A 25230-nucleotide genomic window follows, 5' to 3' on the forward strand; every position below is an offset into this window, starting at 1 on the left:
GTTTTTAAGTGAATCAGAAACGCAGGTCGATGCCGGCGGAAAATGTGCGGGGCAACGGCGCCACATCCTGCTGCATGCCCGTTTCGATCATCTGCTCCGGGTCGTTGGCCAGCAGGCGTTTGTCTTTTACCGTAAATACGTTCTGCGCGGCGGCGTAGAGGCGCACCTGTTGCATGCCGGCTTTGCCGATGAGCGCCGATGGCAGGTTGTATGCAAAGGTGATGTTGCGGCAGCGCAGATAGGAGCCGCTGAACAGGTAGTGGGTGGAAGGCTGAACGTTCCAGTCGGTGGTCTGACCGGCGCCGTGCGGCCCTACCACAGCCCGCGGATAATAACTGCGGTCGCCGGGTTTCTGCCAGCGGTCGAGCACCCAGGTGGGTTTGTTGTTTACCACCCCGGTGTAGATGTCGTAATCGTAGTTGCGGTACACCTGTTCACTGAAGTTGTAGATCTTGTTGCCGAGCGTAAAGGCCAGCTGGGTGTTGAGGCTGAAGTTTTTCCAGCCGAGGTCGATGGTGAAGCCGCCGCTGGCTTTGGGCTGCGCTACGGGCACATACACCATGTCTTTCTGGTTGATGATGCCGTTTTTGTCGCGGTCTTCATACACCAGGTCGCCGGTTTGCGGGTCCACGCCGAGGGAATTATACAATTGCAGCAAACCCAGTGGCTGCCCGATCTGCACATATCCCTGCGGGCCGCCGGCGAAATAAATGCCGTAGCCCATGATGCTGTCGCGCAGCTCTGTCACTTTATTGCGGTTGATGTTGGCCACCGCGCTGACTTCCCAGTGGAAATTACCCGGCCGGCTGGCGAGCGATACCGCGAGGTCCACGCCGCGGTTGGTCATGGCGCCCACGTTCACGCGCTGCGACACGAACCCGCCGCTGGAAAAAGGTATCTGGCGGCTGGTGAGCAGGCCGTCTGTTTTTTTCACGTAGTACTCGGCGGTGATACTGAGGCGGTTGTTGAAGAAACGGGTTTCGAGGCCGATGTCGTGCTGCCGCGTGCGCTCCCATTTCAGATCGGGATTGCCGAGCATGGTATGCAGGCGCAGCGCCGGTTCGTTGAGATACAGCACGCTGTTCGCCAGGTCGCGGGTGTCGTACAGGCCGATGGGGCGGATGTTGCCGGTGATGCCGTAGCTGGTCCTTACTTTCAGGTAGCTCAGCAGCGGGTTGCCTTTCAGGAACGCTTCGTCTGAAATGATCCAGCCGCCGGAAACGGCGGGGAACCAGGCGTAGCGGTTGTTGGAGAGTTTGCTGGTGCCGTCGCGGCGGAGGCTGAAGCTCAACAGGTATTTGCCCTCCCAGTTCATGTTCGAACGCAGGAAGTAGGATTCCGAATATTCTTCGTAAAAGCGGTTACCGGACGCATAGAAGTTCGTCGCAACGGCAGCATTGCCCGGCTGCCATAACGCTTCGATCAGCGGGAAGCCCTGGTAATTGTAGGCCGCGGTGCGGTACTGGTTACCGGTGAACTCCTGGCCCAGCAGCACGTCCGCATGCAGCTTCGCATAATTGAAGCGGTAGCTGAGCACGTTGTTGAGCGTGTAACGCAGGCCCTTGTTGCCTTCGCTGGTGTAGTTGCCGCTGGTGGCCTGACCCTGGTAGCTGAAAGGCGACATAAAATACTCCTGCTCGTCTTCACTCCGCGAGCCAGCGATCATAGAGCGCAGGGAGAAGTTTTTGCTGAAGGTGGCTTCCGCGAAAAAGTTGCCGGTATAGTTCCAGGTTTCCCTGAGGTTTTTATGGTATGTATGCAGCGCGCCCAGGGGATGTTCCTGGTAACCGTATGAATAGTCCCATGCACCGGCGCCTGTTTTTTTGAGGGAGTCCGGCGTGTCCGGCCGCGCTTTGATGGCGGCGCCCATGGCTTCGAAAATACCGTCGCGCTTCACCTTCGATACGCTGATATCCGCGCCCGCTTTCAGCCAGCGGTTCACTTTCTGGGTGAGGGCGAGCTTGCCGGTGTACCGGTCGAGGCGTCCGAGGCCTACGGCGGATTCTTCGCTGAATTTCCCGAAAGAAAGATAATAGCTCGTCTGGTTGCTGCCGCCGCTCACGCTCGCCTGGATGTTGTGGGTGGCCGCGTTGCGGGGCACCACGCGTTTCAACCAGTTAATGTCGGAGGCGCCTAAATCGAGCTGATCGATCTGCAGCGCCAGCAGTTCTTTTTCGTCGTTGAGCTGTGCTTCTTCGGCGGGAGGAAGGCCGCCTGCGCTGATGAGGCGGTCGATGTCGCCCATCCGGTTCCGCCGTGCTTCGGTGAAGAGCGCGCCGTATTCCGCGGTGTTGAGGGGGCGGTAGTCGAAGTGGGAGCGGGTGGTGCCGGCGTAACTGTTGATGGTGACTACCGGTTTGGCGCCGAAGGTGCCTTTTTTGGTGGTGATCATGATCACGCCCTGTGCGCCGCGCGCGCCGTAGATGGCGGCGGAGGCGGCGTCTTTCAGTACTTCGATGGAGGCAATGTCCTGCGGGTTGAGGTTGAACATGCTGAAGTTGGCGTTTTCCCCTTCCGGCCCCGCGTCGATCACCAGCCCGTCTACCACGATCAGCGGGTTGTTGCCGCTGCCGGTGTAATTGCTTTGGGTGGTTTGTACGCCGCGGATGGAAAAGTGGGGCATGCGGCCCGGCTCTGCGCTGGTATTGGTGATCTGCAGGCCCGCCACGCGGCCCTGCAGGGCGGAGATGGAATTGCTCACGATGTTTTCTTCCGGTTTGAGTGCGCCCACTTTACCGATGGAACCGGAAATCTCGCGTTTCTGCTGTGTGCCGTACCCTACCACCACCACTTCATTCAACCGCGCGCCGCCACTTTGCAGGGGCAGTTGCAGGGAGAGGTAGGCGCGGTCGTTCACGGGAAATTCCATTTGCCGGTACCCCAGGGAAGTGACCACGAGCACCGCTTTTTCCCGAACTTCACGGATGGTGAACTGCCCGTCTTCATTGGTGATGGCGCCTTTGCGGGTGCCTTTTACGATCACGGTGGCCCCGATCACGGGGTTGCCGTCGTCGCCGGTTACGCGGCCGGTAACGGAAGTTGTGCTGTCGGCCGCAGCGGCCGCCGGTTTGATCGTGGCGGCGGGCTCTATGAGAATGCGGTTATCGACCTGCCGGAAGGTGAGGGCATTGGGCGCGAGCAGGTGCTCCAGCACGTCGGCCAGGTATTGTTGGCCGGCCGGCATGTTGAGGTGCAGGATGTGGCGCACGTCCGATTTACGGTACATGAAGCGGAATCCCGTCTGGCTTTCGATTTTTTTGAAAGCGCCCAGCAGCGACTCATCTTTCAGCGGTAGCTGCACCACCTGGTCGCGCAGCCGCTGTGCGCTCGCAGAGGCGGCGGGCAGCAGCTGTACGGATAATACGACCAGGAAAAATGCAAGGAACGAAATACGCATACATCGATAAACGAAAAGTGTGAGGCCATGCGAAGGGAAAGCGCGCCCGCTCCCCGCCACGTGTGCGGAAAAAATCATAATTTAGTGATTGCAAGTGAAGAAAGTACCCGTTCGCGCGGGCTTTTGAAACTGAAGCCGGCCTTTCTCAATTCCCGTTGAAAAAGGCGGCAGCCTCTGCTTCCGCAGAGGTTTTTTGTTTTACGGCGGTTGGCTGGTTCGTTGCATGTTGTGATTCTGGCTGTGCCGCGGTACTACGGCCTGTAAATGATAATCGTGTTGTTCTCCTTGTCTTTTTTGTATGCTGCGTGATTAAAATCGCAGATGCTTTTGAGCACCTGTTCCAGGCTTTCCTCCCTGGCGAAGGTGGTGGTAAACCGTTGCTGTTGCAGTGTTTCGTCTGGTATGGAAATGTGTACGTCAAATCGTTCCTCGAGGAGGCCGGCGGCCTGGCGCAGCGTCACGTCGTCGAACAGCAGGTCCTGCTGCTGCCAGGCGGGCTGCGGCGGGGTGGCCAGTTGCAGCTGCTGGTGGGCGCGGCTGGCCGTGTTGTAGATCATCTGTTCGTTGGCAGACAGTACGCCGAGCGTTGTTGTTTCGCTGGCCACCTGTACGCGGCCGTTCAGTACGGTCACCGTGATATCGCCCGTGGCCGGTGCGTTGATTTCAAAGGTGGTGCCCAGTACCGTGGTTTGCAGCGCGCCGGTATGCACGATGAATGGCCGGGAAGACTGCTGCTGCACGGTGAAGAGGGCTTTCCCTTCGAGGTATACCTCGCGTTTGCCGCCCTCGAAACTGGCCGGGTATTGTAAACGGCTGCCCGCGCTCACCAGCACGCTGCTGCCGTCGGGCAGGGCGATGAAATTATTCTCATGTTCCGGCTGGATGTTTTGCTGGTTGGCGGTAATTGCCGGCGCCGCAGGTTCCTTGCCGGGCCAGAGCAATATGGTAGCCACGCCGCCTGCCAGCACGGCCGCCGCTGCCGCTGCTTTCAGCCAGGCGCGTCGCGGTCTGGCCGGTACGCCTTCGTGGCGCGCGATCTGTTCCATGATGCCGGCATGCATGGTGCTTTTGAGGCGTTCCCTTTCCGCATCCGTCAGCAGCGCCACGATGTCGGGCTGCGATTCGAATGCTTCGTAGCTGGCAAGCAGGAATTGTTCTTCTTCCGGGGAGGCGGTGCCCTCCCGGTATTTTTGGAGAATTTCCAGAAAATAGGCGGTGTCCATACTGATAAGACAGCCGGGAAAGAAAAAGCCCCATCGTGTGGGAAAAAATATTTTCAGGAGCGTGGGCCGGCCTTCCTGTTGACCGGTCGGGGTGGGGTATCATTGTCATGTCCGGTTATCGGAGCGATCGCTGATCATTCTTTTCAGACAAACATCCAGCAGAACACCTGCGCCAGTGAAGCCCGCAACCTGGCTAATGCCTTCCCCAGCTGGTTCTGCACCGTTTTGCGGGAAATGTTCAGCTGCCGCGCGATCTCGTCGGAGCTGGCGCCCTCGTCGAACTTCATCCGGAAAATCGCCTGGCGTGCAGGCGGCAGGGCATCCACCAGCCGGTGATACGCCTGCAGCAGTTCGTTGCGCCTCGCCAACGCGTCGCTGCCCTCCGTGCCGGGCAATTCCTCCAGCAGCAGACCGGCGAAAGGCAGAAACTTCTTTTCCGCCTCCAGTACATTTAAAACACGGTTGCGCACCGCGGTGTGGATATAGGCCGGCAGGTGGAGAATGTGCAGGTCCTGCCGCTTCAGCCATAACTGTAAAAAGAAATCCTGGGTAATGTCTTTAGCCTGGTCGGTGCTGCCCAGACGTTTGAAGGCGGCCGCATACACGGTTTGCCAGTAACGGTCATAGAGGGCGTTGAAGGCATCCCTGCTGCCTTCTCTCAGTCTATGCAGCAATACTGCATCCGTGTCTGTATTTGCGCCTGTTGCCCCCATGTTGCCTAACCGATAAAAATACATTTTTTAAAGAAATAACTTGGCAGCAAAGAGAGTTGTTATTACCTTGTAGTAAGTATTACACACTACTATGTTAAACATGACAACTATGCGTATCAAGACTTTTATCCTGGCTTTGCTGCTGGCGAACGGTGCAATGGCCCAAACAACACCTCTTCATAACGAACTGGCCCGGAAAGACAGCCTGCTTTTCGCCATCGCCATGGGCAGCTGCAATCTGCAGGCGCTGGACAACATTTTCACGAAAGATTTTGTGATGTACCACGACAACGGGTACGGGAATCCCTCTACCGCCCAACCGTACGCCGACCTGTTGGCGTTCATCAAAAAAACGTGTGAAAGTAAACCGGTGAAGATGCGGCGGGAGGTGGTTCAGCAAAGTTTGCAGACATTCCCCGTCAGTGAGCGGGAAGCCACCCAAACCGGCGTGCAGCGTTTTTTCGTGACGCCTCCCGGTCAGCCGGAACGGCAGGTGGAGGAGTCCAAATTCTTCCGTACCTGGCGCAAGGAAGGGCCGGAGTGGAAACTCGCCCGCGAAACGGATTACATGGTCAAGAACAGCTTCCCCGCGGAAGTACGCTACCAGCCTGAGCCGTATACCCCTCCATCCGCTGAGTTGCATGCCACCATCGTCCGCCTCGACAGCATCTATTTCGATACCTACAACAACTGCAACATCGAAAAAATGGCGTCGATGATGTCCGATACACTCGAGTTTTACCACGACCGGGGCGGCCTGTCCACTTCCAAAACGGAAAACCTCGCCTCCATCCGCAAAAACATATGCGGTAAAGTAACGCGGGAACTGGTGAAAGGCAGCATCGAAGTATACCCCATCGCAGGGTACGGCGCGGTGGAAATCGGTTACCACTCGTTCCGCAACATTGCCGAGCCCGGCGTATCCCGGCCGTCCAAGTTCATCGTTCTCTGGCGGCACGCTGACAACGAATGGAAAATCACCCGTGTGGTCAGCCTCCATTAACGGCATCGTATCAAAGAGTGCATGTATTTTATCCATTTGCCGTTCTGCTTTTGATTATTCAATCGTGAAAACCTAATTTTCTGCAACCGATTGTAATTGACAGGTTGCGCGGATGATTTTACACGTTATGAAAGCAGCGTATTGCTTCGCGGAAGGGCGCCCGCGGCGTCTTTTAGCGGCATCTTCCACCTTTGGCGATACAAGCAGGCATTCAACCAAACAGACTACACGATGAAACGATTTTTCCTTTGCATGCTCACGGCTTTGTCGCTGCGCGTTGCGGCGGCCGATGTGAACATTACGGCGCACGGCGCGGTAGGCGACGGCCAAACGCTCAACACCGCATCCATTCAAAAAGCGATAGACGCCTGCCACGGCAGCGGCGGCGGGAAGGTGATTTTTCCGAAAGGCACTTTCCTCTCCGGCACCGTTGCGATGAAAGATAATGTGACGCTTCACTTCGAGAAAGGCTCCGTACTGCTGGGCAGTACCGACGTGAATGATTATAAAAACCTGGATCCGTTTACAGACGGCCTCGGCATCGACGTGGGCTGGGCCCTGCTGGTAGCGGTAGACGCCAAAAACATCGGCATCGAAGGCAGGGGGGAGATCGACGGACAGGGCTCCAAACTGAAGGCCGCCCACATTCTGACGGACACGCGCTCCGAATCGCTGCGCTGGGGCCGCCGCCCCTTCCTCGTGCGCATCGTGCGCTGCGAGGGCGTTAAGGTGAACGGCATCACCTTGAAGTTTGCATCCGCCTGGACGTCGCATTACTTCCAGTGTAAAAACGTCGACATCGAAAATGTAAAAATCATCAGCCACGGTGTAGCCCATAACGACGGCATCGACATCGACGGTTGCCAGGAAGTGCGCATCAAAAACTGCGACATCGAAAGCGGTGACGACGCGCTCTGTTTTAAAACCACTTCCAGCAAGATGGCCTGCAAAAATATCGTGGTGACCGGTATGCGCCTGAAAAGCGGGCACGGCGCGATCAAAATGGGCACCGAATCGATGGCGCCGTTTGAAAACATCAAAATCTCCGACTGTTACATCTACGATACGAACAACGGCGGCATCAAACTGCTGACGGTGGACGGGGCGCATCTCCGCAACGTGGACATCTCCAACATCACGATGGTGAATGTAAAAACGCCCATGCTGTTCCGCCTCGGCTCCCGCCTGAGCGTATTCCGGAAAGGGAAAGACACACAGCAACCAACCGGTACGATGGAAAACGTGACGGTGCGCAATGTGAAGGCGCAGGCTTCCGCCAATGCGCAGCTGAAACCTCCCAGCGGAATATTGATCACCGGCGTACCGGGGCATTACATCACCGGCCTCACCCTCGAAAACATAGAGATCGACCTGGCCGGCGGCGGCGATGCCACGCATGCGCGGCAGGTGGTGCCGGAGGCGATCGACAAATACCCTGAGGTAAAAACCTTCGGCCCGCTGGTGCCGGCATACGGCATCTGGGCGCGGCATGTGAAAAACCTGCAACTGCGCAACATTACGTTCAAACTCGCGGCCAACGACCTACGCCCTGCGTTTGTGTGCGAAGACGGGCGGAACGTTTCCCTCAGCAACTGGAACATTCCCGCCACCGACGGCGCGGAAGCGGTGATCAGGCTGGAGAATGTGAGCAAAGCGGTGATCAGCGGCGTGAAGGCGGACGGTAAATTCCAATCGTTCGTGCAGGCGGAAGGCGCGGAGAGCAAAGATGTGAAGCTGCAAAAGAACAAGGCGCCCGGCGCCGTACAGGCATACGTGAAAAAATAGGCCTGCAAGTCTGATAAGGAAAAAGGAACGCTGCGAACGGCGTTCCTTTTTTCTGTTTGGGGCCAAGGCTCGCGTTTTTCCATTATCTTTCCGACATAACTATACCGTATGAATGAAAATCCCATCGACGTTCTGGATGGATTCGAACCGGAAACCGATTATCAATACGCCTCCATGGGGGCAAGGTTTGCCAATTACCTGATCGACTTCGCCGGTTTCTGCGTGCTGCACGCCCTGTTTGTACTGGCTTATTTTTGGTATAGCGGGCAACCCTTTGTGATGCCATATCCTTATTTGTGGCTTGTAGTGCTGCTGCCTACCGGCTGGACCGCCTGGTTCTATTTCTGCGGTTATTGCGCCATGCTGGAGGGCCTCACCAGCGGACGGTCATTGGGAAAGCTGGTGACGGGAACGGTTGCGTTAAAAGAAGACGGTACCGGCATCACCTTTAAAGAAGCCTTGCTGCGCGGCCTTTGCCGGGCAATTCCCTTTGAGCCCCTGAGTGCGCTGGGCGGGTCGCTTTGGCATGATAAATTCACCAGAACGGTGGTGGCAAAAAAATAAGACAGCGGCCCCGGCATGCGCAATGGCCGGAATGGAGCAGCAACGAAAATGAGATAAGCCGGCTTACATTTAACACACCCCTGCTTGCATAATTAATTTTTAAACATTACTTTGGTTCTCTGGCCGGCTGCCGGGGTGCGAACCGGTGTGCCGCAATTCCACGATTCGATTTATCAACCAATTTCCCTCTGGTGCTATGTCTACAGAGAACGCGTTCATGAAAAAACATTCCTCGTATGAGATCCGGTAAAACCAGCGTGAACACTTTATGGCAAAAAGTATGGCAGGAGAACGATCAGCGGGCGTTTGAAGAGTTGTTTCATGGCTGCTACCAGCGGCTGGTGCGGTTTGCGGAGGAATATGTCAACAGCCACGAATCGGCCGAAGAAATCGTATCGGACATTTTTATGAAGCTGTGGGCCGGCCGGGATACTTACCAGGATGTACTGCATATCGAAAAATACCTGTTCACGGCCGTTCGCAACCAGTCGCTGAACTATCTCCGCAAGTTTTCCGGGTACAGGGTAGTGGCCACGGAAGAAGCGGGCCAGCTGAATATCGTATCCAGCCACGATCCGTACAAAGCTTCGGAGTGGAAGGAGCTTCTCGCCCGCCTCGACGCCGCCGTGGAAATGCTGCCGCCGCGCCGCCGCAAAATATTCCGACTCATTCGCGAAGAAGGGTTCAAACCCAAAGAGGTGGCCGAAATCATGAATCTTTCCCACCGCACCGTAGAAACCCAGTTGTTCAATGCGGTCAAAACACTGCACGCAGAATTACAACCTTACCTGACGGCCCGCCGCAAATCGGCACCGGCCGGGGGAGTGGACGCGGCGCTGGTATTGACGTTGCTGCTCTCCGCGCAGGGCTAAAGTTATTCATCGTATCAAGGGTCTGTCCGTTTATCCCGCTTTTCCCGGTTGTTGTTATCCGCTTGCAGACCGTTCCGCGAATCTTCTTTCCGGGATAGCTATTCCTGTGGCTTACACGCGGTCTTGTGCTGACGGACGGTCAGGATGATGACTTAGACCGGTGTTCCTGCATTGGGTCATGCTTCCCGATCGCGGCCCGCTGGTTAAGTAAATTCCCTTCGAAGCGTCTGTTTTCCCAGGAAACGCTACCCCCCAAAAACTTTTTTTTCAACCCGATACGTAACCCCGCTTTTTTATGTGTCTTATATAGCAGCAGGCAAATTGCTGCGCTTATGGAAACGGACAAAGAAAGGTATTTATGGCTGGCGTCGAGGATGCTCTCCGGTGAAATAAACCCGGAAGAACAGCGGGAGCTGGATGCGCTCATCCGTGCCCACCCGGAACTGCGCAAGGAAAACGAGCTGTTGCAGGCCTACTGGGACCATAACAGGGAGCAGAACGACCGCAACGGCACGCAGGCAGCATTCGAACGGCTCACGGCGCAGATGCAGGCAACGGATCCGCAACTCTGGCCGGAGCGGCCATCGCCTCCCGCCACCCGTTGGTACATGCTGCTGGCGCGCATGGCCGCGGCGATATTTTTTTTGGTGGGCACCTATTACCTGCTCGACAGGGCCGGTGTGCTCCCGGGTAAGGAAGACGGCATCCGCGCGGAATACAATATCCGCGGCACCCGCTCCCATATCAAACTGGCAGACGGCACCTCGGTGTGGCTGAACGCGGACAGCGAACTGAAATACCCCCTGCGCTTCAAAGGCGGCACCCGTGAAGTTCACCTGAAAGGAGAAGCCTTTTTCGACGTAGCGCCCGACGCTTCGAAACCATTTATCGTACATACGGAAACCATGCATATTAACGTGCTGGGCACCAGCTTTAACGTCAAAGCTTATCCCGGCGACCATGTGAGCGAAGCCACCCTCATCAGCGGGGTGGTGGAAGTACAGCTGAAAAATCAGGCGGATAAACGGATCCGCCTGAAACCGGCGGAAAAACTGGTAGTGCCTAACGGCAAAGATTCCCTGCCCGAGCCCGCCGCCGGCCAGCCCATCATCAGCAAAGCCACGTATTTTTCAAAAGAAGACAGCGCGATCATCGAAACAGCCTGGATAGATAACAAACTCATATTCCACGACGAATCATTCACCAGCCTGGCCACCCGTATGGAACGCTGGTACAATGTCACTATCCGCTTCGAGAATGCGGCCATCGGACATTTGCGCTTTTCCGGGATGTTCAGGAACGAATCGGTGATGCAGGCGCTGGAAGCGCTGCAGCTCACGGAAAAATTTCATTACAGGCAGGCAGACGATGCTATCGTGATTTATTAAGCAGTCACCAAAATCAGATAACGCTTGAAGTAAACAGCAACAAAAAACGGGAAATGTTGCAGCATTCCCCGTCATTAGTTTCCAATGGGTACAGTCTCTGTAGTGGGATGGCTGTGCCCGATTCTTAACAACTAATTCTACGTAAGTTATGAAAAAAAAGCATTTAGCGCATGCTTACAGTCCGCCGCGTGCGCTAATAAAGGCCATCGTGATTATGAAACTAACCTTTTTCTTACTGCTCCTGTCTTTTCTGCATGTATCAGCGGCGGTCCGGTCGCAGGATAAGGTGTCGCTCGACCTGCAGTCCGCCGACCTGCGGAAGGTGCTGCTGATGATCGAAGCGCAAACGAAATACCACTTTATCTTCAGCGAACGGAAAGTGCGCATCGATAAAAAAATAGACCTCTCCGTAAAAGACGAGTCGGTGTTCAAAGTGCTGGAAACCGTGCTGCCGATGGCCAACCTGGAATACCGGCTGCTGGAAGGCAACCTCATCGCCATCACCGCCAAAGAAGAAAAGGAGGTGACGGTCAGGAAAGACGTGCGCGGTACGGTTACCGATACCACGGGCTCACCGCTGCCGGGCGTCACCATCGCCGTGAAGGAAGCGCCGAGCATAGGCACCACTACCGATCTCAGCGGCAAGTACGTGCTCGACCTACCGGCCAACGCCACCACCCTCATCTACAGCATGATCGGGTACGATAAACAGGAAATACCGGTGAACGGCCGCGACGTGATCAACGTGCAGCTGGCCGTGGCCTCCAACCAGCTGGAAGAAACGGTGATCGTGGGCTTCGGCAAACAGAAGAAAAAAGAAGTGGTGGGCGCGGTGACCACCATCAACCCCAAAGAACTGAAAGTTCCTTCCAGCAACCTGACCACGGCACTGGCGGGCAGGCTGGCGGGCGTAATCGCCTATCAGCGGAGCGGTGAGCCGGGCGCGGATAATGCGGACTTCTTCATCCGCGGCGTCACCACTTTCGGATACAAAAAAGATCCCCTCATCCTCATCGACGGCATCGAAGTGAGCACCACGGAACTGTCGCGCATGCAGGTAGACGATATCGCAAGTTTCTCCATCCTCAAGGACGCAACCTCCACCGCGCTGTACGGCGCGCGCGGCGCCAACGGCGTGATCCTCATCACCACCAAGGAAGGGGTGGAAGGCAAAGCCCGCGTGTCGGTCCGCCTGGAAAATTCCATGTCGGCCCCCACCAAAAACGTGGAACTCGCCGACCCGGTGACGTATATGCGGCTGGGCAACGAAGCGGTGCTCACGCGCGACCCGCTGGGCGTGCTGCCTTACCCCGAATCGAAAATCGACAACACCGTCGCCGGCACCAATCCGTACGCCTATCCGGCTACCGACTGGCGCAGAGAGCTGTTCAAGGACTATACGATGAACCAGCGCGTGAACTTCAACGTGAGCGGCGGCGGCAAGGTGGCGCGGTATTACCTGGCGGCCACCATGAACCAGGATAACGGGATGCTGAAAGTGGACAAGCGCAACAACTTCAACAACAACATCAAGCTCAAGACCTACTCCATGCGCTCCAACGTCAACATCAACCTGACGAAAACCACGGAAGTAGGCATCCGCCTGTCGGGCACCTTCGATGATTACAACGGCCCGGTGAGCAGCGGCACGGAGATGTATAAAAAAGTGATACAGTCCAACCCCGTGCTGTTTCCCGCCTATTACCCGGTGGATGACGAACACGCTTATGTCAAACACATCATGTTCGGCAACTACGGCGACGGCAACTACATCAACCCTTACGCCGAAATGGTGAAAGGATACAAGGAATACAACCGTTCCGTGGTGCTGGCGCAGTTCGAACTGAAGCAGAACCTTTCCTTCATCACCGAAGGCCTCAACCTGCATGCACTGTTCAACACCACCCGGAAATCCTATTACGACATCAACCGTTTTTACAATCCTTTCTGGTACCAGCTGGGGAGCTACGACAAGTATACCGATCAGTATACCCTCAGCATGCTGAACCCCAATTCAGGCACGGAATACCTGAACTATGGGGAAGGGCCGAAGGAGGTGAATTCCACCACGTATATCCAGGCCACGGCCAACTACAGCCGCACGTTCAACGACCGGCACAATGTGAGCGCCATGGTGGTGTTCCTGATGAACAACCAGGTGAACGCCAACGCCGGCTCTTTGCAGCTCTCGCTGCCGCATCGCAACATCGGTGTATCGGGCAGGTTGACCTACGCATACGACAACCGGTATTTCCTCGAATATGACTTCGGGTACAACGGTACGGAAAGGTTCTACGCGGACAAACGATTCGGTTTCTTCCCGTCGGTAGGCGGCGCCTGGCTCGTATCCAACGAGCCCTGGTTCAAACCGCTCCAGGATGTGGTGACCACCCTGAAGCTCCGCGGTACATACGGCCTGGTGGGCAACGATGCGATCGGCGACCCGAAAACGCGTTTCCTTTACCTGGCTGATGTGAACATGAAAGACCCTGTTCGTGGAATTGCCTTCGGCACCGATTATGCGTACTATCGCGACGGCATCTTCATCCATCGCTACGGCAATAACGACATCACCTGGGAAACCGCCGCGAAAACCAACTGGGGCGTGGAGCTCAGCCTGTTCAATAAGATCAATATCCTGCTCGATATCTACAAGGAAAGGCGAAAGAACATCCTGATGAAACGCGCTTACATCCCCGTTACCATGGGGCTGCTGAGCAATGCTGACATCCAGGCCAACCTCGGTGAGGCGACGGGGAAGGGTTTCGACCTGTCGGTCGACTACAACCACAGCTTCAACCGCAACTGGTGGATACAGGCGCGCGGCAACTTCACCTATGCCACGAGCTCGTTTGACGTGTACGAGGAGCCGGACTACACCGAAAAATACCTCTCGCGCGTAGGTTACCCGCTGAGCAAGCAGTGGGGCTTCATCGCCGAGCGTTTGTTCGCGGATGATGCGGAAGTGGCCAATTCGCCGCTGCAATCGTTCGGGGAATACCGTGCCGGCGACATCAAATACCGCGATGTGAACGGCGACGGGCAGATCACCAACCGCGACAAAGTGCCCATCGGTTACCCCACTACGCCGGAAATCGTTTACGGCTTCGGGTTCTCCATCGGGTATAAGAATTTCGACCTCTCCGCTTTCTTCCAGGGCCTGGCCCGGGAATCGTTCTGGATCGATGCAGACTCCACCGCGCCGTTCGTGAACAACAGGGCGTTGATGGGAGCGTATGCAGACAGCCACTGGTCTGAAGACAACCGGAACCTCTACGCCACCTGGCCGCGTCTCAGCACCCGGCCCATCAGCAACAACTCGCAGACCAGCACCTGGTTCATGCGCAACGGCGCCTTTATCCGCCTGAAAACGCTGGAGCTGGGTTACACGCTGCCAGCAGCGCTCACCCGCCGGATCAAAGTGGAAAAAACGCGCTTTTACCTCAGCGGCGTCAACCTGCTGCTGCTGAGCCGGTTCAAGTTGTGGGACGTGGAAATGGGAGGCAACGGATTGGGATATCCCGTACAGCGGGTGATTAACATGGGCGCACAATTGTCGTTCTGATCATGCATTTAAAAGAGACTGTTATGAAACATATCAAAATATGGCTGGCAGCGTTACTGGGACCGTTCCTGTTTTCCTGCCATTACCTCGATATCGTGCCGGACAACATCGCCACCATCGATAATGTTTTCCGCATGCGCAATACCGCCGAACAATACCTGTTCACGATTTACAGCTATCAGCCGAAATATACCGATGCCTACAACTATCCCACTTTTCTGGGCGGGGATGAATTGTGGGCGAATGAATTTACCGTGAACCTGGTGAAGCCCGCCTGGCAGATCGCCAAAGGTTTCCAGAATGTGGTGGAGCCGTACTCCAATTACTGGGGCGGCGCCAACGGCGGCCGCGGCATGTTCGTCGCCATCCGCGACTGCAATACTTTCCTCGACAACATCGGGAAGGTGCCGGATATGGACGATTATGAAAAAGTGCGCTGGGCGGCTGAAGCCAAATTCCTGAAGGCGTTTTATCATTTTTACCTGTTCAGGATGTACGGCCCCATTCCCCTTATCCGCAAAAACCTCCCCATTACCAGCACCACTGCGGAAGTGAAAGTGAAACAGGAGCCCGTGGATACCTGCGTGGCGTATATCGCCCAGCTGCTGGACGAAGCGGCGGCCGACCTGCCGGACCGTATCACGGCCGAAGCGACGGAGATGGGCCGCGTGACGAAGTCCGTTGCCCTGGCCGTGAAGGCGCAGCTGCTGGTAACCGCCGCCAGCCCGCTGTTCAACGGCAACGGCGATTATGCTACCTATACCGGCAAAGGCGGCGTCAAACTGTTCAACAGCACGTACGAGCCCGCCAAATGGACGGTGGCGGCGGAAGCCTGCAAGGCCGCTATTGAAGAAGCGGAGAGAGGCGGGCACCGGCTGTACTATTTTAATCCTGCTTTTTTACCTTTCCCCGCTTCGCCCGAAACCATCACGGAAATGAGCATACGCAATGCCGTGTGCGAGAAGTGGAATCCCGAAGTGATCTGGACCAGTACCGGCAACCGCGCCACCACGCTGCAGCTGGAGAGTTTGCCCCGCCTGTATTCCAGCGACAAACAAAGCACCACGCTGGCCTCTTTCGGGGTGCCGCTGAAAGTGGTGGAACAATATTATACCCGTAACGGCGTACCGATTTCGGAAGACAAAACCTGGAACTACAACGCCCGTTACGCCACGCGCACCGCCACCACGGCAGATGCGCTCCGGCTGAAACCGAACTATGTAACGGCCAACCTCAACTTCAACCGCGAGACCCGTTATTACGCCGGTTTGGGTTTCGACGGCAGCCGCTGGTTCGGGCAGGGCCGTTTTAACGATGCCGATAACGTGTACGTGGAAGCGAAGCTCGGGCAGATCGCCAACAACCACGCCTGGGCCTTTTCCATCACCGGTTACTGGCCGAAGAAACTCGTGAACCCGCAGACGGTGTCGTCCGCTACGGAGATCACCGTGCAGAATTATCCCTGGCCGCTGATGCGCCTGGCCGACCTGTACCTGCTGTACGCCGAAGCGCTCAACGAATCGCAGGGGCCCGGCGTGGAAACGTTCAAATGGATCGACCTGGTGAGGGCGCGTGCGGGGCTGAAAGGCGTAGCCGAATCCTGGGCGCAGTTTTCCATCAACGCCGGCGCGCCGAATACGAAAGAAGGCCTGCGCAAGATCATTCACCAGGAACGCCTGATAGAGCTGGCTTTCGAAGGCTCCCGCTTCTGGGACCTCCGCCGCTGGAAAGAAGCGGAACGTGTGATGAACGAGCCGATCACCGGCTGGAACTACTTCGGTAAAACCGCGGATGCTTATTACCAGGTGAAATACCTCTACACGCAGACTTTCCGGAAACGCGATTACCTGTGGCCGGTGAAGGAAGAAGACCTGATTGAAAACAACCAGCTGGTACAGAGCCCGGGCTGGTGATCATCTTTTACCTGACCAATTAACGAAACAACAATGCGCAAATATTCATTCATCATACTTGGTATTTTCTTACTGGCCATGGGCTGTAAGGAAGAAAAACTGGAGCCGCTCACCAAAGGCGGGAAAGCACCCGGCACGGTTTCCAATGTGACCGTGGAAAACCTGCGGGGCAGGGTGGTGCTGCGGTACGATATCCCCAATGATCCGGAACTGCTCTACGTGAAAGCGGTATATGAAACAAGGCCGGGCAACAAAATGGAAGTGATCTCCACCTTTTACAACAACACCATGACGCTCGAAGGCTTCGGCAACACCGACGAGCGCGAAGTGAAACTGTATTCCGTGAGCAAATCGGAAGCGGCCTCGGCCGCGGTACCCGTGAAGGTGAAACCCCTCACGCCCCCCGTGGAAGCGGCGTTCAACTCGCTCGATTTTAATGCGGACTTCGGCGGCATTTCGGTGACCTTCAAAAATGAAGACTCCGCCAACATCGTGATCGGGGTACTGACGCGCGACCAGCAGGACGCGCCGGTTCCGGCCGACATGTATTACACCGCGCAGAAACAGGGCGAGTTTTCGGTGAGGGGCTTCGATGCCAAGGAACGCTGGTTCGGACTATATGTGCGCGACCGCTGGCTGAATTATTCGGACACGCTCTGGAAAAAAGTAACGCCGCTCTTCGAACAGCAACTCGATAAAAAACTCTTCAAAACCATGAAGCTGCCAACTGACGCCACCACCGTGGCCGCCGGCGCGCTGCATAACCTCTGGAACAATAAGATCACCGGCGGGCAGGGCTCCAGCGATACCTGGTTCCGCACCGTGAACGGCTCGGGTATGCCACACCAGGTCACCTTCGACCTCGGCGTAACGGCCCGGCTCAGCCGCTTCATCGAAATTCCCCGCGGCGCGGTGGACGAACAATCGCTCCTCTACAGCGCCGGCGACCCGCAGCTGTATGAAATCTGGGGCGCCACCAGTCCCGCGCCGGACGGTAGCTACACCGGCTGGACCAAACTGGCCGACTGCGAGGTGGTGAAAGTATCCGGCCTTTCCATTGGCGTTAACTCCAACGAAGACGTGGCCCGCGCCCAGGCCGGCCACCAGTTCAAGATCCCCGCCGGTGCGCCGCCCGTGCGTTACCTGCGCATCCGCATGCTGCAGACCTTCGGCAACGCGGACTATTGCTGGATGGCGGAAATGAGCTTCTTCGGTGAAATACAGTAGCAGATTTTAAAACGAACAAACATGAAATGCATCCGATATATCTGTTTCGTACTGGCCGCCGGCTTCGCCCTCGCAGCCTGCGATAAAACAGACAAAGCTTACAAAGACTTTGCGCCCGGCGGTGAGATCACCTATCCCGGCAAGGCGGATTCCCTCAAGGTGAATCCCGGCAAACAGCGCGCCCAGCTCACCTGGCTGCTTAAAACGGATTCGCGCATCGTCAAATGCCGGATATACTGGAACAGAAGGGCGGACTCCGCCGACGTCAACGTTACCCGCACCACGGGCGTAGACACCATTCGCCACACGCTCGGCGATATGGGCGAAGGGCCGTATGTGTTTGAAGTGTACACATTCAACGCACAGGGCGACCGCTCCATCAAAGCCGAAGCGAACGGCGATGTATATGGCAGCTTTTACGAAAGCAACCTCGTGAACCGCACCCTGAAAAGCGCGGTGATAACGGGCGGCAACACGAAGCTCGACTGGGACGAATCCGATCCCCGTTCGCCCGGCGTGGACCTGCGGTATAAAGACGCGGCCGGTCAGCCACAAACGCGCCGCGTGCCGGCAACGGAAAAAACAACGCTGATCACCGGCGCCGTGCAGGCCGGCAGCGTGGAATTCCAGACTTTGTACTTGCCCGTGCCGAATGCAATTGATACCTTCAGGGCAGCAACCGCCAAAGTGAATTTGTAGCATCAAACAACAGTACCGTGCAAAGAAGAACATTCCTCTCCACGTCGATATTAGGCGCACTGGCCACAGCAGTGAAACTGCCGGCCATGGCCGCGGACAATTATACGGTCATCAATGCAGGGGTAGGCGGCAATACCACCGCCGATCTGCTGAAGCGCATCGACAGGGATTGCCTGGCCCACAAACCCGCCCTGACCGTGCTGATGATCGGCACCAACGACATGAACAGCCGCAAGTACATCCCGCTGCCGCAGTACCGCGAAAACCTGTCGACGCTCATCAAAAAAATAAAGGGCGTCAACAGCCAGGTGTTGCTGATGACGATCTGCCCCTTTATCGACGAATACCTGTTTACCCGGCACGATAAAGCGCACTATGGCACAGAGGGACCGGCGGGCAGGAGGGCGGAAGTGAACCGCACCATCAAGGCGCTGGCGGAGGAGCACAAAACGTCGTTCCTCGACCTCGGGGCGTTGTTCGATAAAGCCGGGAAAGTGGGGCTGGATAAAAACTCCCTCATACAGAACGAAGCCAACACGAATAAAACCGACGGCGTGCATCCCACGCCCGACGGTTACCGTTTTATCGGGCTGGCGGTGTACCAGCACATCGTGTACAATCACCTGCCGCAAAGCCGCATCGTATGTTTCGGGGACAGTATCACGGCGGCCGACGGCGGCGTGCAGAAAGAAAGTTATCCGGCCTGGTTGCTGCGTTTGCTGCAGCCGGCCTAATTGTTTATAGGAAAAAAAGAATGTCATCATGCAATGTAAATTTCTGATCTGCGCCCTGGTGGTGCTTGGTTTGGCTGTCGGGGCACGGGCGGATTACAAGGTGGATATCTGTATCTACGGCGGTACCTCGGCAGGGGTGATCGCGGCCTACACCGCAAAAAAAGCGGGCCATTCCGTGCTGCTGCTCGAACCGGGCAGGCACCTGGGCGGCCTTACTTCCGGCGGGCTGGGATATACCGACATCGGGAATAAATACGCTATCCGCGGGCTGTCGCTGGAATTTTACCGGCAGATCGGCCGGCACTACGGCAAGTTCGAACAATGGATATTCGAGCCGCACGTAGCCGAAAGCCTCTTCACCGATTACCTGCAGCGCGCCAAACTGCAGGTGCTCTATCACCACCGGATCACATCGGCCCAAAAAGAGAACGGCTACATCAAAAGCATCCAGCTGGATGCCAACGGCGTGGCCGTAAAGGTGACGGCGAAGATGTTCATCGACTGCACCTACGAAGGCGACCTGATGGCGAAAGCCGGTGTGAGCTATACCGTAGGCAGGGAAGCGAACAGCCTGTACAACGAAACGTACAACGGCGTGCAGCTGCTGGACGGCCACCAGTTCCCCGACGGTGTGGACCCTTACAAAACGCCCGGCGACCCGAATAGCGGGCTGTTATGGGGTATCAGTCCTGCCGCACTGCAACCGCAGGGCAGCGGCGACAAACAGGTGCAGGCCTACAACTACCGCATCTGCCTCACCAACAACCCCGCCAACAGGGTGCCCATCACCCGGCCCGCCAATTACGACCCGGCCCGCTATGAGCTGCTGGCGCGGCTTTTCAAGGCGCAGCCGGCCAAAACGAAACTGAACGATTATTTTATCTGGAGCCGCATGCCCAACAATAAAACCGATATCAACAACCGGAACGGTTTTTCTACGGACATGATCGGGATGAATTATGAATACCCGGAGGCGGATTATCAGAAACGCGCCGAGATCATCAAGGCGCATGAAGACTATACGAAAGGCCTGCTTTATTTCTTCAGCAGCGACCCGCGCGTGCCGCAGGAGGCGCAGCAGGAAATACGGCAGTGGGGATATCCGAAAGACGAATATAAAAACAACGGCAACTGGTCGCCCCAGCTGTACATCCGCGAGGCACGGCGGATGGTGGGCGCCTATGTGATGACGCAGGCCAACTGCACCGGTAAGGAAGTAGTGCCCGATGGCGTGGGCATGGCCGCTTACACGATGGACTCCCACAACACCGAGCGCATCGTGATCGAAAAAGACGGCAGAAAGATGGTGAAGAACGAAGGCAACGTGGAAGTGGGCGGATTTCCGCCGTATCCCGTTTCGTACCGTGCGCTGATACCGAAAGCGGAAGATTGTAAAAACCTGCTGGTGCCGGTGTGTTTATCCGCCAGCCACATCGCGTACGGTTCCATCCGCATGGAGCCCGTATTCATGGCGCTGGCGCAGGCCACGGCCGTAGCCGCCCACGAAGCGATCGCTGCCGGAGTGCCCGTGCAGGAGGTGGATGCCGCGCGCATCATCAATACGCTGCGCGACAATCCCCTGGCCGACGGCCGCACCGGTGACATCCTGATGGACAACACCGCGGGCCCGGTGCTGGAAGGCTCCTGGAAAACGCAAAAAGGCAAAGGCGGTTACGGCCCCGATATGCTCACGGCGGAGAAAAACGCCAAAGCCACTTTCCGCCCCGAAATCCGTAAATCGGGCAATTACAGCATCTACCTGTATTACCCGCACGTGAAAGACAATGCTACCGTAACACCGGTAACTGTACGGATGGGCGCGAAAGCGCATAATGTACCGGTTAAAAAGGACGATGTGAAAGTGGTGGGGCAAACCTCCGGCGAATGGGTGAAACTGGGCACTTTCCCGCTTAAAAAGGGCAGCGGTGCGGCAGTGGAAGTATCGGCCGGAGCAGATTCGGACGGGATTGTGATTGCCGATGCGGTGTTGCTCGTGCCGGAAAAAAGATAAATGAAACGAGACCGATTCAATAAGAGGGCGCCGGTAACGGCGCCTTTTTTATTGCGGTTACAGTACCTGGCCTGCTTCGCGCGCCGGCTGGCCGAGCCTGATCTGCTGCGGTGAGCACCCGAAGTGTTTCCGGAATGCTTTGCTGAAATGGCTGATATGGCTGTACCCGGAGAGCAGCGCCACTTCGCTGACCTTTTTCCTTTCGTGCAGCAGCAGGTGTTTGGCCTTTTCCATGCGGGTTTGCTGGATGTAACCGTACACCGTGGTGCCGAATATTTTTTTGAAGTGGCGCTTCAGGTAACATTCGTTGGTGTCCGCCATCTGGGCCAGCACGGGCAGCGAATGGGGATTGTGCAGGTGTTGCAGGATGATGTCGCGCACGAGGTGCATCTTCTGTACATCCGCCGGCCTGACGCCTTCGCTGTTCGGGATAAGCTGCGCCTGCATTTCAGACAGCTGCAGCAATTGCAGGGAAATCAGTTCCAGTGTTTTGGCTTTGAGGAACACCCTTTTATGCGCCGGTTCCATTTTGCAGTGCAGCATATCGTAAATGATGCGGAGCATGGCGGGTGTGATGGGCAGGTTCTGCGGGCTGAGGGTTACCGGCTCCGTATGGTGCTGCATGGCGGCCAGGAAAGGATGCCTCTCCGGGAGTTGCTGCTGGAAAAAGTCCGGCGTGATATTGATCTCGAAGGTTTCCACCGCCTCACCAGGCAGCCATTCCACCACGGTTTGCCGGGGCGGCAGCCAAACGATGTTGTATTCCCGCGGGTGAAAGACGGCAAAGGGAGGCGCCGCTTCATGGCTCGTATACCGGCTGCTGCATCGCAGGGAAAAGTTGATGTGTATGAATGGGGACGGGTATTCCACCAGCATCCGCTTTTTTTCCGCGAGCTGTACCTTCCCATACCAGATGAAAATGCCGTCTGACGAATGCAGTTCATGGATGGTTTCCTCTTTTCCCGAATGTATGGCGCTTTGCCTGGTTTCCGTTACTGTCCGCTGTTCGTTAGGTTTTGGGAAATAATAAAAATAATCAGGTATCGGAACAGCGTTTGATCCGTTCATACGGCAAATTACGCGGTACGGGGCGGCCGCCCGTATCGGATCGGGAAAAGAATTGTCGGGATCCGGAAAAACGGCATAATTATGTACAACTTCCCCCCAATTATGTAACAAATACCGCCCTGTTTGCCCCATCTTTGTACATTCAAACAGCCAGGCCTTATGGTGAGCGAATATAAAATACAGATAAAAGGAATGGTCTGCGACCGCTGCGTTGCCGCCATCCGGGAGGCATTACAGGAACTGCACATACCGGTGACCGACATCCGGCTGGGAGAGGTGACGACCGTATCGGCGCTGACCCCACCGGATATGGAAGCCATCGCCCGCAAACTGGAGCCCCTGGGCTTCACTCTCGTGGAAGACAAACGCACCCGGTTGGTGCGCGACGTGAAGATGCTCGTGGAACAGGTCTATTCCGGAGAATACGATTTTCCCGACGACTTCCGGTTCTCGGATGTGGTGGTGGACCATTTCAACCGGGACTACAGTACCGTCAGCCAGACCTTCTCCGCCGTGGAAGGCATCACCCTCGAAAAATACCTCATGGAATACCGGATTGAAAAGGTGAAGGAGCTGCTGGTGTATACGGACGAACCATTGTCGTCCATCGCCTTCAAGCTGGGCTTCAGCAGCACGGCCCATCTCAGCCGCCAGTTCAAGTCCATCACCGGCCTGAACGCCTCTTACTTCAAGGAGATCCGCCGGGAGAAGCTGGCCGGCCGCGGGAAACCGTAAAATTATATACAATTCCCCTTTAAAAGTGTAACACCCGCCCCCCGCACCTGCCGTAGCTTTGTTGAAAATTACATCATATGTCATCAGCTATAGCAGTGCAGCCACCGGCTGCCGGGAATAAAAAAACGGGCCTCGCGAAGGATACTTTTCCGGTTCTGGAAATGACCTGCGCCGCCTGCGCCGTCAGCGTGGAATCGATGCTGAAAAACACGCCGGGCGTGCAGGATGCGGGTGTCAACTTCGCCAACCAGACGGCATGGGTGCAATACGACCCCGCCGCCGTAACGCCCGCCGCATTGCAGAACACCGTGCGCTCCATCGGGTACGACCTGGTGATCGATAAAGAGAACCAGGACGAAGTCAAAGAGGAAGCGCAGCGCAAACACTTCCAGGCGGTTAAACAACGGACCATCTGGTCGTCCCTGCTCTCATTGCCCATCGTGATCATCGGGATGTTTTTTATGGACATGCCCTACGGTAACTGGATCATGATGGCGCTGGCCACCCCTGTGATATTCATCTTCGGCCGCAACTTTTTCCTGAACGCCTGGAAGCAGGCCCGCCACGGTAAAGCCAATATGGACACCCTGGTGGCGCTCAGCACCGGCATCGCATATCTGTTCAGTGCTTTCAACACTTTTTACCCTGAATTCTGGCACCAGCGCGGCCTGCACGCTCACGTATACTTCGAAGCCGCCGCCGTGGTGATCGCTTTTATTTCGCTGGGTAAACTGCTGGAAGAGAAAGCCAAATCCAATACCTCTTCCGCCATCAAAAAACTCATCGGCCTGCAGCCTAAAACAGTGCTGCGGGTGGAAGCAGACGGACAGCTGCAGGAAGTGCCCATTTCGGCCGTGCAGGTGAACGACCGCCTGCTGGTGAAACCGGGTGAAAAAATCCCGGTAGACGGGGTGGTGGCTGCCGGCGACTCTTATGTAGACGAAAGCATGATCACCGGGGAACCGGTGCCCGTAGCCAAAAAGAACGGGGACGCCGTATTTGCCGGCACCATCAACCAGAAAGGCAGCTTCCAGTTTACCGCCGAAAAAGTAGGAACAGACACCCTGCTGGCGCAGATCATCAAAATGGTGCAGGAAGCGCAGGGAAGTAAAGCGCCCGTGCAGAAACTGGTGGACAAGATCGCCGGGATATTCGTGCCCGTGGTGATCGGTATTGCGATACTCACTTTCATTACCTGGATGGTATTGGGGGGAGAACATGCCTTCACCCACGCCCTGCTCACTTCGGTGACGGTGCTGGTGATCGCCTGCCCCTGCGCCCTGGGGCTCGCCACACCCACCGCCATCATGGTAGGGGTAGGCAAAGGCGCCGAAAACAATATCCTCATCAAAGACGCGGAAAGCCTCGAACAGGCGCATAAAGTAAATGCGGTGATCCTCGATAAAACCGGCACCATCACGGAAGGCAAACCGGTAGTGACCGATATCGTGTGGAACAATGATACCGTATATGCCGGGGTATTGCTCGCGCTGGAGCAGCAGTCTGAACACCCGCTGGCGGAAGCCGTGGTGACGCACCTGAAGGAAGGCGGCGTACAACCCGCCGCATTGCAGGGTTTTGAAAGCATCACCGGTCAGGGTATCAAAGGCCGCTATGATAAAACCGAATTTTATGTTGGCAACAAACGGCTGATGGATGCCAACAGGATCGCCATTCCGCCGCAGCTGGCTTACCAGGCGGGTTCCCTGCAGGAAGAGGCTAAAACCGTGATCTATTTTGCGGCAGGCAATACGCTGCTGGCCATCATCGCCATTGCCGACAAAATAAAAGCCACGTCGGCCGCTGCCATCGCGGCGCTGCGTAAGAGCGGCATCGAGGTGTACATGCTTACCGGCGATAACCAGCATACGGCGGCCGCTGTCGCCAAACAGGTGGGCATCACCACCTACAAGGCGGAAGTAATGCCGGCCTATAAATCCGAGTTCGTCAAAGAACTGCAAAAGGCCGGGAAAGTGGTGGCGATGGTGGGAGACGGCATCAACGACTCCCAGGCGCTGGCGCAGGCCGATGTAAGCATCGCGATGGGCAAAGGTTCCGATATCGCGATGGATGTGGCGAAAATGACGCTCATCACGTCCGATCTCACCAGCATACCCAAAGCCCTGAAACTCTCGCGCAAAACCGTGAGCGCCATCAAACAGAACCTGTTCTGGGCATTCATTTACAATATCATCGGCATACCGCTGGCGGCGGGCGTGCTCTTCCCCGTTAACGGCTTCCTGCTCGACCCGATGATCGCAGGCGCGGCCATGGCCCTCAGTTCCGTTAGCGTGGTAGGCAACAGCCTCCGTTTAAAAGCAGCATCCCTTTAA

The 25230-nt window shown here is 56.4% G+C and carries 17 protein-coding genes; 13 read left to right on the forward strand and 4 right to left on the reverse strand.

The features are described 5' to 3' along the window. Positions 1 to 13: 13 nt before the first annotated feature. From EGT74_RS23490 to EGT74_RS23500, 3 genes are all read right to left on the reverse strand, one after another. Complete coding sequence (locus EGT74_RS23490) at positions 14 to 3397, reverse strand: SusC/RagA family TonB-linked outer membrane protein (protein ID WP_158618278.1); 3384 nt, start codon at positions 3395 to 3397, stop codon at positions 14 to 16. A 251-nt stretch (positions 3398 to 3648) separates the two neighbouring features. Then, a complete protein-coding gene (locus tag EGT74_RS23495; RefSeq protein WP_123849063.1) occupies positions 3649 to 4620 on the reverse strand; it encodes a FecR family protein in 972 nt (323 codons plus the stop codon). Positions 4621 to 4763: 143 nt separating this feature from the next. Continuing rightward, positions 4764 to 5357, reverse strand: a complete 594-nt coding sequence (locus tag EGT74_RS23500) for an RNA polymerase sigma factor (protein WP_123849064.1) — start codon at positions 5355 to 5357, stop codon at positions 4764 to 4766. 85 nt (positions 5358 to 5442) lie between these two features. Here EGT74_RS23500 and EGT74_RS23505 point away from each other — a divergent pair, with 85 nt between their 5' ends. The 11 genes from EGT74_RS23505 (at position 5443) to EGT74_RS23555 (ending at position 21094) form a co-directional block, all read left to right on the forward strand. Further along, on the forward strand, positions 5443 to 6336 hold the full coding sequence (locus tag EGT74_RS23505; RefSeq protein WP_158618279.1) for a nuclear transport factor 2 family protein: 894 nt from the start codon (positions 5443 to 5445) through the stop codon (positions 6334 to 6336). A gap of 231 nt (positions 6337 to 6567) precedes the next feature. Beyond that, positions 6568 to 8121 (forward strand): glycoside hydrolase family 28 protein, encoded by a 1554-nt coding sequence (locus EGT74_RS23510; RefSeq protein WP_123849066.1) that lies wholly within the window; start codon positions 6568 to 6570, stop codon positions 8119 to 8121. Between the two features lie 108 nt (positions 8122 to 8229). Beyond that, positions 8230 to 8685 carry an RDD family protein gene (locus EGT74_RS23515; protein ID WP_123849067.1) on the forward strand — a complete coding sequence of 152 codons (456 nt, stop codon included), beginning with the start codon at positions 8230 to 8232 and terminating at the stop codon, positions 8683 to 8685. A 236-nt stretch (positions 8686 to 8921) separates the two neighbouring features. Then, positions 8922 to 9557 carry an RNA polymerase sigma-70 factor gene (locus EGT74_RS23520; RefSeq protein WP_123849068.1) on the forward strand — a complete coding sequence of 212 codons (636 nt, stop codon included), beginning with the start codon at positions 8922 to 8924 and terminating at the stop codon, positions 9555 to 9557. A gap of 332 nt (positions 9558 to 9889) precedes the next feature. Then, complete coding sequence (locus tag EGT74_RS23525) at positions 9890 to 10945, forward strand: FecR family protein (protein WP_123849069.1); 1056 nt, start codon at positions 9890 to 9892, stop codon at positions 10943 to 10945. A gap of 214 nt (positions 10946 to 11159) precedes the next feature. Continuing rightward, positions 11160 to 14510, forward strand: coding sequence for a TonB-dependent receptor (locus EGT74_RS23530; protein WP_123849070.1), 3351 nt, complete (start codon positions 11160 to 11162; stop codon positions 14508 to 14510). A 23-nt stretch (positions 14511 to 14533) separates the two neighbouring features. After that, complete coding sequence (locus EGT74_RS23535) at positions 14534 to 16423, forward strand: RagB/SusD family nutrient uptake outer membrane protein (RefSeq protein WP_123849071.1); 1890 nt, start codon at positions 14534 to 14536, stop codon at positions 16421 to 16423. A gap of 33 nt (positions 16424 to 16456) precedes the next feature. Then, positions 16457 to 17650, forward strand: coding sequence for a DUF5000 domain-containing lipoprotein (locus EGT74_RS23540; RefSeq protein WP_123849072.1), 1194 nt, complete (start codon positions 16457 to 16459; stop codon positions 17648 to 17650). Between the two features lie 21 nt (positions 17651 to 17671). Then, complete coding sequence (locus EGT74_RS23545; RefSeq protein ID WP_123849073.1) at positions 17672 to 18349, forward strand: DUF4998 domain-containing protein; 678 nt, start codon at positions 17672 to 17674, stop codon at positions 18347 to 18349. A 17-nt stretch (positions 18350 to 18366) separates the two neighbouring features. Further along, positions 18367 to 19083 carry an SGNH/GDSL hydrolase family protein gene (locus EGT74_RS23550; protein ID WP_123849074.1) on the forward strand — a complete coding sequence of 239 codons (717 nt, stop codon included), beginning with the start codon at positions 18367 to 18369 and terminating at the stop codon, positions 19081 to 19083. 28 nt (positions 19084 to 19111) lie between these two features. After that, the gene (locus EGT74_RS23555; RefSeq protein ID WP_123849075.1) at positions 19112 to 21094 is read left to right on the forward strand and encodes an FAD-dependent oxidoreductase; all 1983 of its coding nucleotides are present in this window, start codon (positions 19112 to 19114) and stop codon (positions 21092 to 21094) included. A 57-nt stretch (positions 21095 to 21151) separates the two neighbouring features. On the opposite strand, the gene EGT74_RS23560 is transcribed toward EGT74_RS23555, so the two are convergent. Next, a complete protein-coding gene (locus EGT74_RS23560; protein WP_158618280.1) occupies positions 21152 to 22162 on the reverse strand; it encodes a helix-turn-helix domain-containing protein in 1011 nt (336 codons plus the stop codon). 159 nt (positions 22163 to 22321) lie between these two features. Between EGT74_RS23560 and EGT74_RS23565 the strand changes: the two genes are divergently transcribed. Both EGT74_RS23565 and EGT74_RS23570 read left to right on the forward strand, forming a co-directional pair. Beyond that, positions 22322 to 22897, forward strand: coding sequence for an AraC family transcriptional regulator (locus EGT74_RS23565; protein WP_123849077.1), 576 nt, complete (start codon positions 22322 to 22324; stop codon positions 22895 to 22897). Between the two features lie 77 nt (positions 22898 to 22974). Then, complete coding sequence (locus EGT74_RS23570) at positions 22975 to 25230, forward strand: heavy metal translocating P-type ATPase (protein ID WP_123849078.1); 2256 nt, start codon at positions 22975 to 22977, stop codon at positions 25228 to 25230.

The sequence above is a fragment of the Chitinophaga lutea genome (genome assembly GCF_003813775.1).
GTDB classification, from domain to species: domain Bacteria; phylum Bacteroidota; class Bacteroidia; order Chitinophagales; family Chitinophagaceae; genus Chitinophaga; species Chitinophaga lutea.